At 71.6% G+C, this 14,861-nt stretch carries 14 protein-coding genes and 1 pseudogene; 7 read left to right on the top strand and 8 right to left on the bottom strand.

Annotation, left to right across the window (positions count from 1 at the left end; genetic code table 11):
• Positions 1–82 precede the first annotated feature (82 nt).
• Positions 83–2,833 (bottom strand): penicillin acylase family protein, encoded by a 2,751-nt coding sequence (locus OG904_RS01605; RefSeq protein ID WP_405486557.1) that lies wholly within the window; start codon positions 2,831–2,833, stop codon positions 83–85.
• Positions 2,834–3,053: 220 nt separating this feature from the next.
• Here OG904_RS01605 and OG904_RS01610 point away from each other — a divergent pair, with 220 nt between their 5' ends.
• Positions 3,054–3,344 (top strand): DUF2087 domain-containing protein, encoded by a 291-nt coding sequence (locus OG904_RS01610; RefSeq protein WP_405486559.1) that lies wholly within the window; start codon positions 3,054–3,056, stop codon positions 3,342–3,344.
• On the opposite strand, the gene OG904_RS01615 is transcribed toward OG904_RS01610, so the two are convergent.
• Entirely contained in the window at positions 3,317–4,081 is a 765-nt protein-coding gene (locus OG904_RS01615) for a metallophosphoesterase (RefSeq protein ID WP_405486561.1), read from the bottom strand. The genes OG904_RS01610 and OG904_RS01615 overlap by 28 nt on opposite strands.
• Positions 4,082–4,214: 133 nt before the next feature.
• Positions 4,215–5,768, bottom strand: coding sequence for an FUSC family protein (locus OG904_RS01620; RefSeq protein WP_405486563.1), 1,554 nt, complete (start codon positions 5,766–5,768; stop codon positions 4,215–4,217).
• A 135-nt stretch (positions 5,769–5,903) separates the two neighbouring features.
• On the opposite strand from OG904_RS01620, the gene OG904_RS01625 reads away from it, so the two are divergent.
• Together OG904_RS01625 and OG904_RS01630 are read left to right on the top strand one after the other, a co-directional pair.
• Complete coding sequence (locus OG904_RS01625) at positions 5,904–6,350, top strand: MarR family winged helix-turn-helix transcriptional regulator (RefSeq protein ID WP_405486565.1); 447 nt, start codon at positions 5,904–5,906, stop codon at positions 6,348–6,350.
• Positions 6,351–6,437: 87 nt separating this feature from the next.
• Positions 6,438–7,007, top strand: coding sequence for a hydrolase (locus OG904_RS01630; protein ID WP_405486567.1), 570 nt, complete (start codon positions 6,438–6,440; stop codon positions 7,005–7,007).
• Positions 7,008–7,148: 141 nt separating this feature from the next.
• On the opposite strand, the gene OG904_RS01635 is transcribed toward OG904_RS01630, so the two are convergent.
• From OG904_RS01635 to OG904_RS01650, 4 genes are all read right to left on the bottom strand, one after another.
• Positions 7,149–7,601, bottom strand: coding sequence for a hypothetical protein (locus OG904_RS01635; protein WP_405486569.1), 453 nt, complete (start codon positions 7,599–7,601; stop codon positions 7,149–7,151).
• Positions 7,602–7,650: 49 nt separating this feature from the next.
• Positions 7,651–8,808, bottom strand: coding sequence for a hypothetical protein (locus OG904_RS01640; RefSeq protein ID WP_405486571.1), 1,158 nt, complete (start codon positions 8,806–8,808; stop codon positions 7,651–7,653).
• A gap of 480 nt (positions 8,809–9,288) precedes the next feature.
• Positions 9,289–9,684 carry a luciferase family protein gene (locus tag OG904_RS01645; protein ID WP_405486573.1) on the bottom strand — a complete coding sequence of 132 codons (396 nt, stop codon included), beginning with the start codon at positions 9,682–9,684 and terminating at the stop codon, positions 9,289–9,291.
• A gap of 177 nt (positions 9,685–9,861) precedes the next feature.
• A complete protein-coding gene (locus tag OG904_RS01650) occupies positions 9,862–10,374 on the bottom strand; it encodes a universal stress protein (protein ID WP_405486575.1) in 513 nt (170 codons plus the stop codon).
• Positions 10,375–10,667: 293 nt separating this feature from the next.
• On the opposite strand from OG904_RS01650, the gene OG904_RS01655 reads away from it, so the two are divergent.
• From OG904_RS01655 to OG904_RS01670, 4 genes are all read left to right on the top strand, one after another.
• Positions 10,668–11,042: an SAV_915 family protein gene (locus OG904_RS01655; RefSeq protein ID WP_405486577.1), complete on the top strand. Its 375-nt coding sequence runs from the start codon at positions 10,668–10,670 to the stop codon at positions 11,040–11,042.
• 13 nt (positions 11,043–11,055) lie between these two features.
• The gene (gene lysA / locus OG904_RS01660; protein ID WP_405486579.1) at positions 11,056–12,390 is read left to right on the top strand and encodes a diaminopimelate decarboxylase; all 1,335 of its coding nucleotides are present in this window, start codon (positions 11,056–11,058) and stop codon (positions 12,388–12,390) included.
• A 64-nt stretch (positions 12,391–12,454) separates the two neighbouring features.
• A complete protein-coding gene (locus OG904_RS01665) occupies positions 12,455–12,604 on the top strand; it encodes a hypothetical protein (RefSeq protein ID WP_405486581.1) in 150 nt (49 codons plus the stop codon).
• A 1,053-nt stretch (positions 12,605–13,657) separates the two neighbouring features.
• Positions 13,658–14,464 (top strand): SDR family NAD(P)-dependent oxidoreductase, encoded by an 807-nt coding sequence (locus OG904_RS01670; protein WP_405486583.1) that lies wholly within the window; start codon positions 13,658–13,660, stop codon positions 14,462–14,464.
• A 212-nt stretch (positions 14,465–14,676) separates the two neighbouring features.
• Here the strand turns inward: OG904_RS01670 and OG904_RS01675 are convergent.
• Positions 14,677–14,827, bottom strand: a pseudogene (locus tag OG904_RS01675) (DNA-binding response regulator); the annotation flags it as partial.
• Positions 14,828–14,861 lie beyond the last annotated feature (34 nt).

Genomic DNA, 14,861 nt, shown 5'->3' on the forward strand with positions numbered 1-14,861 from the left:
GACGACCCGCCCGCACCCGTACGAGGAGGCCCGCCGCCCCCGGAGCGATCCGGGGCCGGCGGGCCTTCGCACGGGCGCTTCCTCAGCGGTGGGCGGGGAACTCCACCACCTGCTGATAGGTGGGCCTGTTCTGCCAGTTGATCTGCGGGTGGGCCAGGCCGCCCACCGGACGCTGCACGATCGTGTCCGCGCACCACTGGTTGCCCGCGGCGCAGGTCCCGTCCGCCGGATAGACGGCGGCGGGGGTGGCCGCGGCCGCCTGCTTCAGCGTCGCCGTCATGACGTCCCGGCACCCGGCGAGCGAGCCGCCGCCGCAGTAGGACCGGGCCAGCGGACCGGACACCGGGAGGCCGAGCACCGTACGCAGGTCCTTGTCCGCGTAGCTCCACCAGCCGTACTGGAAGGCCGATCCGGCGTGCGAACCGGTGGGCCCGTGGCCCGCGTTGGGTGCCTCGTCGATGGTCAGCGAGGCGCGCAGGGAATCGTAGAGCGGCGCGCCCAGGCCGGGCTTGAACTCGGCCTCGACCAGCGCCGGCCACCAGGCGTCCATGATCCGGATGGCGTCCGCGTGCGCGTAGGTCTTCGAACCGGGCGCGGTCTCCTTGCGCTTGGCGCCCGCCGCCTGCCACGCGGCGAGCTTGTCGATCGCGGCGCCGACCGCCGGATCGGTGGCGGGAGCGCTGCGCAGCACGGCCAGCAGCTCGGGCAGCAGGTTCTCCGCGCGCAGGTCGGTCACCGCCGCGTCCGCCATGGCCTGGGTGAGCTTGGCCCGGGTCACGCCGCCGGCCGCGACGAGCGGTTTGACGCGCTGGTCGAGGAGGTGACCGCGGTGGACGGAGCCCATCCCGAATCCGGCCGCGCCGTAGTCCTTGGCCTGCTTGTTGTTCCAACTGATGTAGTAGTCCTGGCCGATGGACTGCGGGTGCTGGGCGGGCGGGGTGTAGGCGGCGGTGTTGGCGGCCGGGTCGAAGCCCTGCCACTCGTACTGCTGCTTGCCCTGGACGGGCAGCGCCGGGTCGACTCCGGCCGGCCGGACCGGGTTCAACCCGCTGTTGTAGTAGGCCGCTTCGCGCGAGTCGGCGTAGAACCAGTTGAAGGCGTAGCCGATGTGCTGGGCCGCTTCCTGGAAGGTGCGGGCGTCCTTCACGTAGGACGGGTCGTTGAGCATCTGGAAGCCGATGATGGAATCGGCCTCGTGACGGTAGGTGGAGCGCAGCGCGGTGTAGGCCACGGGCTTGCCCGCGATCGTGGCGCGGTGCGTGACGATGCCGTAGTTCGTGCGCCAGACCTGCATCCGGTAGGAACCGTTGGGGGTGGAGTCGGCCACGGACGACTTCCAGGCGTTGGTGTGTTCCAGCTTCTCCATGGGCGTGCAGGTGCCCCGGTAGAGGTACGAGGTGCTCGCCCCGGTGGGGGCGCCGCCGCCCGGCTCGCACAGTTCGACGGCGAAGGTGTCGGTGATGTCCTGGCCGGCGGAGGTGGCGCTCCAAGCGTAGTCCTGCCCGCGGCCGAGCTGTACGTACATGCTGACGCCGGCGAAGGAGGCGCCGCGCGCGCTGATGCCCGGCCCCTGGATCTCCTGGAGCATGAGGAGCTGGGGTGCGAGGTAGCCGGTCTGCGGGCCGAAGACGGCGACCGGGTGACCGCTCGCGGTCTTCGCGCCGGACACGAGCAGGGCGTTGGACATGCTCGGCTTCATCAGCTTGGGCGGACTGGCCGCCGCGGCGCTCGCGGCCGCGCCCGTACGGTCGTACACGAGGGGTTCGGCGGTGACCGAGCCGGCGTCCGGCAGGGCCGTGCCCTGCGGGTTCGCCGGCTTCTGGGCGTACGGGAAGCTCGCGCCGTCGTGCACGGTGAGCACCGCTTCCGGGTCCTCGCGCTCGCGGAAGGACTCCCAGACGCGGGTGCCCTCCTCCACGCCGTACTTCTGCTGCGCTGACAGCAGGGAGAGCGCGGCCTGGACCTCGCCGCCACCGCCGCCGCCGAACAGGCCGCCGACCACGGAGGCGAGGGCGATCAGGTCGGTGAGCTTGAAGGGCTGGATCTCGCCGGCGTTGGTGATGGAGTTGATGTGCCCGGTCAGCACGTACTCGCCGGGGAAGTAGCGGCCGTTCTTGGACTGGACGCGGTAGGCGTTGATGCCGTCGATGTACGCCTGGGCGTCCTCCATCGCGAGCCGTCCGCGCTCGCCCTCGGTGGTCCGGATCCGGTCCACCTGGGCCTGGAGGTCCGCCTCGGTGTACGGGGCCTGCGGCCAGAACTGCTGCTCCAGGCCCTGGTTGGCGAGGGCGCCGCCCGCGAAGGGGGTGAGGTCGCCCCGGCCGACGTGGCGGAAGAGGTCCATCTGCCAGAGGCGGTCCTGGCCGGCCGCGTAGCCGGCACCGAAGGAAGTCCCGTAGCGGGTGGTCCCCTTGATGTGGGGGACGCCGGTCTTCTTGTCCCGGGTGATGGTGACGTCGGAGCGCGGGCTGCTGGTGGACTCCACCTGGTCGCCGGGGACCCCGAAGGAGGCGTCGTTGAAGAAGTCATTGACCTTCGCGTCGGTCAGGCCGGGATACCCGGCCACCAGGGAGTCGTAGCGCGCGAGTTGGTCGGAGGTATGGGCGGGCAGCGTACCGAAGGCCTTGTGCGCCAGGATCTGGGCGAGGGTGGCGTTGCCGCTCTGGCCGGGCGGCAGGATGTCCGCGCACTGCTGTCCGCAGTAGTCGGCGATCGGGAGCGGCACGGGGGCGTCGGCCCCCGCGGCGGCCGCGGCCGGGGTCAGAAGTGCCGCGCCGAGTGCGATGAGCGCGGTGGCGACGGCTGTTCTCGTACGGGCGGTGGGGCGTGGCATACGTGCTCCTCCGTGGGGGGCAGGAACCGGTCACGGGGGAGGGTACTGGCAGGTACTACCACTCAGTAAGATGAACGACCGTCACTTTTTGGGCGAGTGCCGGACCTCGAGACGGGGCCGTCGGCCCGCCCGGGATCCGCCCGGAACTCGTCCCGGAGGCCGGAGCTCGGGCGGGAAAACCGGTTGCCCAGGAAGACTGGGGCGGGCAAAGCTCCATGACATGTCACAAAGCACCGAGCCCCGTACGCAACGCGGCGTCGCCGACCTCTTCACCTCCGCCGGCCGCCTCACGGCCATCCCGCGCAAGGCGGCCCGCCGCGAACAGCTGCTCGTCCACCTCACCGAGACCCTGTTCGCGGTGGACCGCGACTACGCGGAACCCGAGGTCAACGAGTTGCTGCGGACCGTCCACGAGGACTGCGCGGCGCTGCGGCGGTACCTGGTCATCGCCGGGCACCTCACCCGGACCCGCGACGGCTCCGGCTACCGGCGGGCCACGACCACCCGGTAGTGGGTCGTCAGCCGCCCGTCCTCGCCGATGACGTGGAAGGCCACGGCGGGCGGCTCGTCGGCGTGGATGTACTCGCTCTCCCCGGACGCCGCCTCCCACGGGAGCCGGGTCGTGGACACCACGCCCGGCGCCACGAGCAGCGGCCGCCCCGCGAAGGTGGTGGCCGCCCCGGTGTGGGCGTGCCCGCACAGGAACGCGGTCAGGTGCGGGTGCCGCCCGGCGAGCTCGGCCAGCCGCTCCTCGCCGAACTGCCGGATCCCGTCCACGTACGGAATGTGCAGCGGGACGGGCGGGTGGTGGAAGGCGACCAGTACGGGCACCTCGTGCGGGGTGCCGGCGAGCACCCCGTCCAGCCAGGCGATCGTCGAGTCCTCCAAGTACCCCCGGTGTTCACCGGGGACGGAGGAATCGCACACCGCGAGCACGAAGCCGTCGCCGCGCAGCACCTGGTCCACCGGGGCTCCCGTGGGGCGTTCCTCCCCCAGTAGCCCGCGCCGGAAGCCCGCGCGGTCGTCGTGGTTTCCCGGGCAGACCACCAACGGGTGGCGTGAGCCGAGGGCCTTGCGCGCCTCCTCATACTCCCCGGCGGTCGCGTGATCGGTGATGTCCCCGCTGACCAGCACCGCGTCGAGCGCGTACGGGAGCCCCTCCAGGTACTCCATGACGAGGCGGGTCCGCTCGGCGGCCCGGCTTCCGCCGTCGAGGTGGATGTCGCTGAGGTGGGCTATCACGATCACGGGTGGCGGCTCCTTCGGTCCGGAAGCTGGGATTGTATGCGCGATGCACCTCGATGGACGTCGATGGACGTCGATGCACCTGATGGGACTTGATGCAACGCCCCCAGGCTTCCGCGCAGCCGCGGCGCCTCTCTCAGTGCCCGGGCCCAGCCGCCCGGTCCGCGATCGCCACGGGCCGGTCCGGGGTGCTGGCCGCAGAGGTGAGTACGGCTGCGCGGATGAGGTCGTACGCCGCCTCCTCGAGCGGGCCGGGGGCGGTTCCCGGGTCGCCGATTTCGGCGGAGCGGATGCCGGTGACGAAGGCGGCCGCGTCGCGCAGGCCCGTGGCGCAGGCCAGGAGTTCGGCCGGGGCGAGTGCCGCGCGGGCGTGTTCGTAGGGGCGGTGGACGGTGATGAGACCGCGCAGGCGGTCCGCGGCCGCGCACACGTCGTCGAGGTGGGCGAGGAGTCCGGGGTCGGCTCCGCGCCGGGTGGCCAGGCGCGCGCGGGCCGCGCGCAGGTCCGCGGTGGCGTCCTCCGCCCTGCGGATGCGGTACTCGCGCTCCAGCTGGGGCCCGAACTCGACCACCGTCGCGACCCGTTCGGCGAACCGGGCGTGCGCGTCGAGGAGGGTGGCGAGGCGTTCGGGGATCCGGCCTTCCTCGTGCGCGGGCCACAGCAGCAGCATGGTGGTGGCCGCGAGGAACGCGCCGAGGATGTTGTTGCCGAGGCGTTCGACCACGTCCGGCCAGCCGAGGTGGTGGTTGAAGTCGTCGAGCAGGAGCAGCACGGGGGTGCCGAAGATGGGCCAGAAGCCGTAGTTGAAGCCGCGTACGGGGCGGGCGACGGCGGCGAAGGCGATGACGACCAGCCCTTCGGCAAGGGCGTTGCCCGGGGTGAGGACGAGGAGCAGGGCGGTGAGGGCGCAGCCGACGATCATTCCGGTGAGCCGTTTGACGATGCGGCTGTGGGTGGCGCCCCAGGTGGGGCGCAGGGTGGTGAGGATGCCGGTCAGGGCCCAGCTCGCGTGCGGGACGTGGAGCAGGGTCAAGGTGATGTAGGTGAGGGTGAAGCACACGCACAGGCGGACGGCGTACCGGACCTTCGGATCGCCGTACGCGATGGCGCGGCGCAGGGCGTGCCGGGTCGCGGCCGTGCGTCCGCCCCACGGCGGGGTGGGCCCGCGCGGCGGGGCCGGTCGGTAGCGGCCGCCGACGAAGGGGGTCAGCATCATGGCGGTGGTCCACAGGCTGCCGGCGGCGAAGAGCAGGATGTGCTCTCCGAAGCCGATGCCGGGCTGTGGGGTGGTGCCCATCACCATGATGATCAACGGAGTGACGGCCACGCCGGGCAGGGGGACGAGCAGGGCCAGCACCGCGGCGACGGCCGCGGTCGCCCACACGTCCCCCGCGGTGAGCATGCCCAGGGCGTGCACCCCGGTGAGCAGGCCGACGCGGAGCACGAACTGCCGGATCCGCCCGCCCAGCTCCTCCTTCGGAGTGGCGAGGGAGGTGAAGAAGGCGGCGATGGTGAAGATGATGGCCGGGCGCGTGTTCCCGGTGGCCACCCCGGACAGGACCGGTACGCCGACCAGCACGGCGGTACCGAGCGCCAGGCGCCAGTCGAAGCGGGCCGAGGCGTCACGCGAGAGGTACACCTCCCACAGGCCGCGCAGGGAATGCGCGGTGCGCCGTGTCAGTCCGGCCATGGCACCCATGGCAGCCATACACATCCCATCCCTGCTCGCCCGATTCACGCGGTTCGCCCGGATCGCCTGGTTCACCCAATCCAAAATACTAAGTCAGACTTCACAGTAACCCTGTATGTCCGCTATGGTCGTGTCATGGCAGCGGAACAGCAGCTGGACACCCAGCTACGGGAAACGGCCGAGGAGCTCCAGCTGGCGGTCAGCCTCCTGGTGCGCCACATGCGGATGGCCTCCGCCGGCAGCGGGGTGACCCTGTCGCAGATCTCCGTCCTCAAGCGGCTCGACCGCGACGGACCGAGCACGGTGACCGACCTGGCGAAAGCGGAGAAGATCCGTCCGCAGTCACTGAACTCCACCGTGAGCGGCCTGCAGGCCGACGGCTACGTGGAGCGCACTCCGCACCCGACCGACGGCCGCCAGCGGGTGATCACGCTCACCGACCTGGGCCACCGCTTCCTGCGCGAGCGCAAGCAGGCCGGCCACGGGCGCCTCGCCGAGCTCATGGCCCGGCGTCTCACCACGGCCGAACTGCAGATGGTCACCTCCGCCGTCCCACTGCTCCGGCGCCTGGCCGAGAGCTGAGTCGGGAGCCCGAAGTCCGGAGCCGAACCCCGGAGCCCCGGAACCCGAGGTCCGCGGGACACAGACCCCAAGGAAGAAGACGTACCCATGACCGACCTGAGCCTCGACGCGCAGACCGCCCTGGTCCTGATCGATCTCCAGAAGGGCATCCTGGGACTGCCCACCACCAAGCCCGCCGACGAAATCCTCAAGAAGGGCATCCGGCTGGCGGACGCGTTCCGCGCCAAGAGCCTGCCCGTGGTCCTGGTCAGGGTCGCCTGGTCCCCGGACGGCGGCGACCTGCCCACCACGAACGTGGACCGCCCCGGTCCGGCCACCGCCCCGCCGGCCGCGTTCTCCGAGCTCCCGGCCGAGCTGACCGCCGACGGCGACATCATCATCACCAAGCGCCACTGGGGTGCCTTCACCGGCACCGAGCTCGACCTCCAGCTCCGCCGCCGCGGCATCCACCAGATCGTCCTGGCCGGCATCTCCACCAGCGTCGGCGTCGAATCCACCGCGCGCACCGCCTGGGAGCACAGCTACCGGCTCGTCTTCGCCGAGGACGCCACCGCCGACACGGACGCCGACTCCCACGCCCACACCTTCACCAAGATCTTCCCCCGCATCGGCAAGGTCAGCACCACCGACGCGATCATCGAGGCCCTCACCACCTGACGTCCGGCGCGGCCCGCCGGAGCGGCCCCTGCCCACCCGGCCCGGGGCCGTGATGGACAGGAGCCGTGTTGGACAGGAGCCGTGGCGGACAGGGGCCGGAGCGGACAGGAACCCGTTCGCCCGGTCACTCCCCTCAGCGGATCAGCACTCGTACCGTGTCGTGTGCCTGAACGTGGACGTGGCGCCCTGGAACCCGTAAGTCCCGCGGTACGAAGGCGGGTTCTGGTACTCGCCGACGATGGTGACGGAGTCGGCGCACGAGCCCGGCCCCGACCGCTTGGCCTCCAGTCTCAGCTGCTCCCCGAAGGAGCCGCCCGTGATGTCCCACGGAGCGCCGCAGATGCCCGAGGTGATCCGGCCGCCCGTCACTACGTACGGGTAGGTGTTCGGGTTGTACTTCACTTCCAGGTCGAACGTGACCGGCCCGTTGTGGAGTTGGAGCTTCGCGGTGGTCAGGACGGCTTCCGCCGCCACCTCCTGGACCGGCGCGAACGCTTCGTCGCGGGTCTTTACCTCGGCTCCCTGCGAGTTCAGGAAGCGGTGCTCGCGGCCGGCCTGCCGGCCCTTCGACGTCTTCTGTGCGTGAACGGTCATGCGGAGAGTCCTCTCCGGGTTTCTGACGGTGGTCAGGAACCCTTTCCTGTCAGGCGAGTTGCTCGGCGATCTCGACACGCAGCAGGGTCCGGACGTTCTCGATGTGGTTGGCCACGGTGATGACCTGGGAGCCCGCGAAGAGCAGCCCCAGCGCGACACCGTCCTGAGAGGTCACCAGCGAGCCGGAGTCGCCGCCCGCGGAGATGCTGGTCGTCAGGATCTGGTCCTTGAAGCGTGCGATGCCCGCCGCTCCGTAGTTGACGTCGATCGTCGCGTCGACCGAGATGATCCGGCCGAAGGTGACGTTCGTCGTCCTGCCGGTCTTGCGGACGAGGTCGCCCACGGCCACGTTGGCCTTGCGCCGCCAGGCCCGCGGCACGCCGCTGAAGTACTGGTCCCGGGTCGCGTCCTGGAACTCGACCGCGCCCAGCGCCGCGTCCACGATGTTGTGGTGCCGCTCCACCGGGATCTGCGGGGCGAACTGGAGGGTGATGAACCGGTCCAGCGTCCCGATCCGGTCGGCGGGGTCCTGCCCGCCGTCGAAGGTCCCCGGCTGGACGATGGCGCTTCCCGCCGGCGCCTGGTTCGAGTCCGCCAGCACGTGGTTGCTGCTGAGGACGTAGAGCTTCGCCGGCGTACCGAGTCCCGGGCCGGGCGGGTCGGTGGAGGCGCCCGGCAGGAAGTCGTACACCACGCTGCCGAGCGTGCCGGCCGTCACCCGTACGTTTCCGACCGAGAAGCCCGACGGGCACGGCCGCATCCTCCGCCTGAGCAGCTGGGGCTCGAACAAGCCGACGCCGGAGCCCTCTTGGAGCATCGGCTGCGAGAACTGCGCCAGCTGCTCGCGCGCGCTGCCGTCGGCCCGGTAGGCGAAGTCGTCCTGCTCGATCCTCGTCCGGCGCGGCTGCTGGCCGCGCTGGGCGAAGACGTGGCCGACCGCGACCACGTCGGTCGGCGTGCCGTCGTCCATCTGCCGCGGCACGACGTCCCGTTCGGGGAGCATCGACTCGGGAACCTTCTGGTTCACGAAGACCAGCAGCACGGGCTCGCCGGTCGGCTGTCCACCGGTCCACTTCACACCGTGACCGAAGCCGACGACATTGGCCATCGGCGCCTGCGGATGCATGAAATCGGCGAGTGCCTGGCGGCGGGAGCTGTCGCTCACCTGCCCGCCGGTGGGTCCTCGCATCATGTCGGGTCGGCTCATGCCGACCACCCCTTCTCTTGCTCGTACGCGCATCGCGTACGGCCCCCGGGCGGCGCACGGCGGCGTCGGCGCGCCGGTGTCACCGTCCGCGCCTGCGCACCTGCCACGCCTTGATGCCCTCGGGGCCATGTCGTCGGTCCGCTGCCGGCACGGAACTTCCGCTCCACGGGGCCGGGGCGATAGCCCGCCACTCCCCGCGTCCGCGGCGCTCGTGCTCCTCGGCACGGAACCCGACTGATGTGGACCGGTATGCAGACCACCGGTTCCCATGAGGCGACGGACCCGCTGGACCTGAACGATCGCGGCGTCCGCCATCCCCGTCATATGTGCGGTCCGGCGGGTCTCCCCCTCGCCCGGCCGGTACGACAGGTCTATGACCACCGGCCTCGTCAAGTCAATGAGTTCGGCCCATAGTTACGCTTTTCCTGGTGCTTCGCCGACCACCTGCCGTGGCTCGCCGTGGCTTGCCATTGCTTGCCGTCAGGCGCGGATCGTTCCGCCGACGATGACCGGGCTTCCATGACGTGAGCAAGGGTCCGGGTGCCAGCCGCTCAAGTCCGCTTGCGCCCGGGTGGCTGCCTGGAGCGCGGCGCTGACCAGGGTGGCCAGCAGGTCGATGTCCGAGCCGATGTCCAGGCGTACCGTCACCCATTCCGAGCCGGTACGCAGCTGGATGGCGGTGGAAGAGGCGAGGGCCGGCCGGAGTTTCGAGATCATCGCGCGCGTCAGGTGGACGTCGGCCTCGTGCTCCCCGTGGAAGTGGACGATCTCCTGCGCCCCCGCGTTGAAACCGAGTGCCGCACCACAGGTGGGCCGGCCTTCGACGAGCGAGGGCCAACTCATCAGCTGTTCACTGGCATGCCTGGCCGTGTTCATGCATCGAGCCTGCCCGCCCGGAGCATGCGGCCACAAGGCCCATGGCGCAATGACACCGCACCGGTCCCGGCCCGGCCTGGCTCCACGGACACCCGGACACCCGGCTCGGAACGACGAGCCCGGGGACCGCCGGGACCCCGGCGGGCCATTCGCCGTTCCGGACGCCCGGCGGAGGGTTCACGGGGCCAGCTCCCTCGTGTCCAGGGGCAGGTGCCACAGGTTGCGCCGGTGCGCGGCGTCCAGCTCGGCCTCCAGCGGAGACGGCGGGACGACCAGCACCGGGCAGGGGGCGTGCGCCAGGCAGTAGCGGGCCACCGAGGGCCGCAGGAACCGGCGCAGCGGGGAGCGCGATCCGCTGCCCACCACGAGGAGGTCGTCGCAGGCGCGGGCGGCGTCCACGAGGGCCGTACCGGGAGTCGCCCGTACCGTCAGGCCCGCGAGGGTCGTACCGGGGCCCTCCGCGCCGAAGGCCTCGTCCAGGACCTCGCGCAGCCGCTCGACGGCGGCGGTACGGCAGGCGGCCAGCGACGAGACGTTGCAGGCGCTGCGGCTTCCCAGTTCGCCGCCGGGAGCCTGCCAGGCCATGACCACCCACAGTTCCGCGTCGCGCACCCGGGCTTCGGCGGCGCCCCGGTGCAACACGGCCGGATTGCCCAGGGTTCCACTCGCGCCGACCACGACTCTTCGCACAGCTTCTTCCCCCGCTTCTCCGTCCGAGGGAATACATGAAAAGCCCACAGCACGGGGTTCGCGGTGATTGCTGACGGCCCTCTGACGCGGGAGACGGAAAACATGACGGGTTTCTGACGGCGGCCGGCGCCGCCCGTCAGTGATCCGTATGGAGTCGGCCGGTCGCCGTCAAGGTCCCGTCATGGGGTGACCGCGGGCGTACGGATGCGGGGATAGCTTCGGTGTCGTGCCCCGGACTGCCTCCCCGCACCCGGGGCCTCCACCGCCACTCGTGGTTCCTCTGGGAGGGCCCCATGTGTTTGTTCCTGTACGAAGGCGACCCCGAGCCTGAGGAACCTGTTCCGGCCGGGCCCCTGTACGTACCGGCCCGGCCGGGTACCGCGCAGGTGGTGGTACGCCTGTTCCGCACCCCGCTCGGGGCGCGTACCGCCGTCGGCTTCACCAGCGCGGAGCGGCTGGCGGCCACCCTCGGTGTGGAGCAGCCCTGGATCCGGCTCTCCGAGACCGCGCTCCGCGCGATGGCCGAGCCGCTCGGAGCCTCCCTGCTGACCGTCGACCCCACCCTCACCGCTCCCCCGGTCACTCCGGCGGCGGCCACCGGTCCCGTCACTGCTCGGGGCACCGCTCCTGTTCCGCAGGCCCCCGAGACCGTTGCCCGGAGCTCCTGAAGGGGATCACGCCATGACCATCGCCGCCCTCCCGGAGATTGCGGCCGGCGCCGACGACCTGTCCGTATGGCCCGCCTCCACCACCCGGCTCCCGCACGGCGGCCTGGCCGTCGGCGGGGTGGACCTGACGGAGATCGCCGAGCGGTTCGACACCCCGGCCTACGTCCTGGACGAGGGCGAGGTGCGCGGGCGCTGCCGTACCTACCGGGACGCCTTCCCCGACGCCGAAGTCCTCTACGCCGCCAAGGCGTTCCTCTCCCGCGCGATGGTGCGCTGGGTTCAGGAGGAGGGCCTCGGGCTGGACGTCTGCTCCGCCGGGGAGCTGGAACTCGCCGTGACCGCCGGCTTCCCGCCCGGGCGGATCGTGCTGCACGGCAACGCCAAGTCACCCCGGGACATCGCCACCGCCCTGCGGCTCGGGGTGGGACGGATCGTCATCGACAGCCCGTCCGAGATCGCCCGGATCGCGGCCGCCGTCGGCCCCCACGGCCACCAGAGGGTCATGGTGCGCGTCGTGCCGGGCGTCTCGGCCGGCGGCCACGACAAGATCCGCACCGGTACGGACGGGCAGAAATTCGGCCTGTCCCTCACCGACGGGGGCGCTCAGCACGCCATCGCGAAGATCCTGGGCCAGCCACAGCTCGAACTCACCGGCCTGCACTGCCACATCGGCTCCCAGATCACCGACGTGGAGTCCTACCTGGTGGCCCTGCGCCGCATGGCGGGGCTGATGGCCCACATCCGCGACGCGCACGGGATCGTCCTGCCCGAGCTGGACATGGGCGGCGGCCACGGCATCGCCTACCGGCCCGGCGAACCCGCCCTCGACCTCACCCTGCTCGCCCGACGGCTCCGTACCGAGCTGATCGAGAGCTGCGCCGCCGTCGGGCTGACCGCGCCCCGGCTCGCCATCGAACCGGGCCGGGCGATAGCCGGACCGGCGGGAGTCGCGCTGTACCGGGTGCTCGCGGTCAAGCACACCGGCGGGAAGGTCTTCGTCGCCGTGGACGGCGGCATGAGCGACAACCCGCGGCCGGCCCTGTACGGGGTGCGGTACGCGCCCCGGCTGGTGGGGCGCCGCTCCGCGGCAGGATCCCGTACCACCACGGTCGTCGGCCGCCACTGCGAGGCGGGCGACATCCTCGCCGCCGACGTCGAGCTCCCGGGCGACATCCACCCCGGCGACCTGCTCGCCGTACCGGTGGCGGGCGCGTACCAGCTCTCCATGGCCTCCGGGTACAACATGGTCGGCCGCCCCCCGGTCGTCGCGGTCCACGGGGGCGCGGCCCGGGTCCTGGTCAGGCGCGAGACACTGGACGACTTCCGCGGCCGGGACATCGGTGACTAGTGCCGCATCGGGGTTGCAGGTTCACCCATCGAGGCGTGAATCCCCAGCGGGCCAGGTGCTCCAGGTGGGCACCGACCTCGGTGGGCAGCGGCGCCGGCTGCCCGGCGGCGAGCTGGCGCAGGCGTCGTTGCGTTGCCTGCAGGCCATGGATGCGGACGGTGAGTTCGGCGTCGATCTCGCGCAGCGCTGCTTGGAACTCCTCGTCGGCTGCTGATCTCAGGTCCCGGATACGGGCCAGGGGAACACCGGCTTCAGCGAGCGCGTTCGGATCTTGATCAGCTCGATGACGTCGTTCGCACCGTACCGAGGGTATCCGGACGCGTCGCGGTCGGGCTCGGGGAGCAAGGCGGAGTGCGGGGGCGGCCCGGACGGGGGCCGCCCCCGCGAGGGAGCCGGCGAGGTGTGGATCAACGCCGGTGGCCTGGAAGGCCGTGGTCAGGGATGAGGAGGAACCTGCCGGTGGTCGGCACGGCCGGCCGGACTCAGGGTCTCCAACGGTGCCTGAGCGCCGGGAAGTCGGCGTGGTACGCGGTCGGCGACGCCGCGGTGGCCTCGGCACGGCTCCGCCGTGACGGCGACCGGTCGGCATCGCCGCACGTGGCCGCAGCCATCGGAGGCACGCGAGCCGCCCGGCCCCGGTATCCCCCGCCCGGGAGCCGGACGGCTCATGTGGTGTGCGACGGGTGACCGGCACGCGGTCGCATCGGCCCGTACCCCCACGGTGGAACCATGCGCTTCGTCGGCGGTGTTCAGGTCACCGCCCTCCAGCCGCGTGCCGCCGGTCCGTCACCCGGCTCCGTCGCACCACCAGTCTGTGCACGGCCGAGGGCCGCAACAACACTTCCTGACGCGTTCCTTCCGCATGGCCGTCGATCTTTGACGCGGCCCTGACGACGTGCGAACACGGCGGTGATTCCGTCACCCGACGCACGTCAGAAGAGTGTCAAGGACCCGTTCGAGATCTTGTCCGCCCGTCCCGGATCCGCTGGAATGGGGGCATGAACAGCGGTCCGCGCTACGACGATCGGCCACCGAATCCGGTGCAGCCGACGGCGCCCGCTGTCCGCCCGGCCTTCTGACACCGTCTTCCGACACCGGCCGCGCGTCATCCACGTACCTGCCGCCGGCCTCGTGAAGAGAGCCGGGCCGCGCTCCGTACGCATCATCATCACCATCACCATCACCGCATGAGCTGAGCCCTCACCCGCCACGTGCCGGGTCGCCGGGCCCGCCGGCCATGCCCGCTTCCAGGATCCAGGAACCCGACATGCCTTCATCCCTGTCCGGACGTACCGTCCTCGTCACCGGCGCCACCTCCGGCATCGGTTACGAGACCGCCCGCCAGCTCGCCGGACGCGGCGCCGTCGTCCTCCTCCACGGCCGCACCGCCGAGGAGGCCCGGGCCGCCGCCGACCGGCTCATCGCCACCGCCGGAATCGACGGAACCCTCGTGCGCCCGCTCGCCGCCGACTTCGCCCGCCTGGAGGAGGTCGAGAACCTCGCCCACGCCGTCGTACGAGAGCACCCGCGACTCGACGTACTCGTCAACAACGCGGCCATCGCCGCGCCCGAGCGCCACACCCTCACTGCCGACGGCAACGAGATCTCCTTCCAGGTCAACTTCCTCGCCCACTACCTCCTCACCGACCTCCTGGCAGCCGCCCTCACCACCGACCCCGGCGGCCGGGTCGTCAACGTCTCCTCCTCGCTCCACCGCACCGCCGCCATCCAGTGGAACGACCCGCAGCGCATCCGCCGGTACTCGCGCCTCGCCGCCTACGCGCAGTCGCAGCTGGCGCTGACCGTCTTCGCCTCCGACCCGCGCGTGACCGCGGTCTCCGTCCACCCCGGGATCTGCGAGACGGGGCTCCGCCCCCTGTACGGGAACGAGGGCGAGTCCGCCGCCGAGGGTGCGGCCCACGTCGTACGGCTCTGCGACCCGGCCACCGAGATCGTCAACGGCGCCTACTACGACCGCTCCGAGCGCGTCGCCCCGGCCGCCGCCGCCACCGACGACCGCACCGTAAAGCGCCTCAACAAGCTCGCCGACCTCCTCGTCGGCCACACCTCCTGAAGGGATCACCGGACATGTCCAAGCGCGCCCGCAAGAAGAAGGCCCGCCGCAAGAGGGGCTCCAACCACGGCGGCAAACCCAACTGCTGACAAGCGACCCACCCCGTGGGGCGGCCCCCGACCAGGGCCGCCCCACCTCCATGCCCCTGGGAATTGCCGGGGCCCTGACGGCGGCGCCCCGTCGGCTTCGCCGCTCTCACACGTCGAAGCGGTACCCATGCCGGGAGCGGTGATCAGGTGGCGCGGGTGCGCCACCTCCCTGGAGCAGGCGCCGCTGGCTGACGAGCCGGCCGCGGTTGCGGATCAGGACCGCCAGCGGGTGCCGTTCAGTCGGCGTGAGCCTGATGTTCTTCCCGCGGCGCCGGGCCACCAGGACGGGCACCTTCGACCACACGCGC

The sequence above is a fragment of the Streptomyces sp. NBC_00096 genome (assembly GCF_045041305.1).
In the GTDB taxonomy this organism is placed as follows: domain Bacteria; phylum Actinomycetota; class Actinomycetes; order Streptomycetales; family Streptomycetaceae; genus Streptomyces.

What these genes read in the sequence shown, in the direction of transcription:
- OG904_RS01670 (WP_405486583.1), top strand. Translation starts at nt 13,658, where the DNA reads ATGCCTTCATCCCTGTCCGGACGTACCGTCCTCGTCACCGGCGCCACC.
- lysA (WP_405486579.1), top strand. Translation starts at nt 11,056, where the DNA reads ATGACCATCGCCGCCCTCCCGGAGATTGCGGCCGGCGCCGACGACCTG.
- OG904_RS01610 (WP_405486559.1), top strand. Translation starts at nt 3,054, where the DNA reads ATGTCACAAAGCACCGAGCCCCGTACGCAACGCGGCGTCGCCGACCTC.
- OG904_RS01655 (WP_405486577.1), top strand. Translation starts at nt 10,668, where the DNA reads ATGTGTTTGTTCCTGTACGAAGGCGACCCCGAGCCTGAGGAACCTGTT.
- OG904_RS01640 (WP_405486571.1), bottom strand. Translation starts at nt 8,808, where the DNA reads ATGAGCCGACCCGACATGATGCGAGGACCCACCGGCGGGCAGGTGAGC.
- OG904_RS01620 (WP_405486563.1), bottom strand. Translation starts at nt 5,768, where the DNA reads ATGGCCGGACTGACACGGCGCACCGCGCATTCCCTGCGCGGCCTGTGG.
- OG904_RS01635 (WP_405486569.1), bottom strand. Translation starts at nt 7,601, where the DNA reads ATGACCGTTCACGCACAGAAGACGTCGAAGGGCCGGCAGGCCGGCCGC.
- OG904_RS01630 (WP_405486567.1), top strand. Translation starts at nt 6,438, where the DNA reads ATGACCGACCTGAGCCTCGACGCGCAGACCGCCCTGGTCCTGATCGAT.
- OG904_RS01645 (WP_405486573.1), bottom strand. Translation starts at nt 9,684, where the DNA reads ATGAACACGGCCAGGCATGCCAGTGAACAGCTGATGAGTTGGCCCTCG.
- OG904_RS01605 (WP_405486557.1), bottom strand. Translation starts at nt 2,833, where the DNA reads ATGCCACGCCCCACCGCCCGTACGAGAACAGCCGTCGCCACCGCGCTC.
- OG904_RS01625 (WP_405486565.1), top strand. Translation starts at nt 5,904, where the DNA reads ATGGCAGCGGAACAGCAGCTGGACACCCAGCTACGGGAAACGGCCGAG.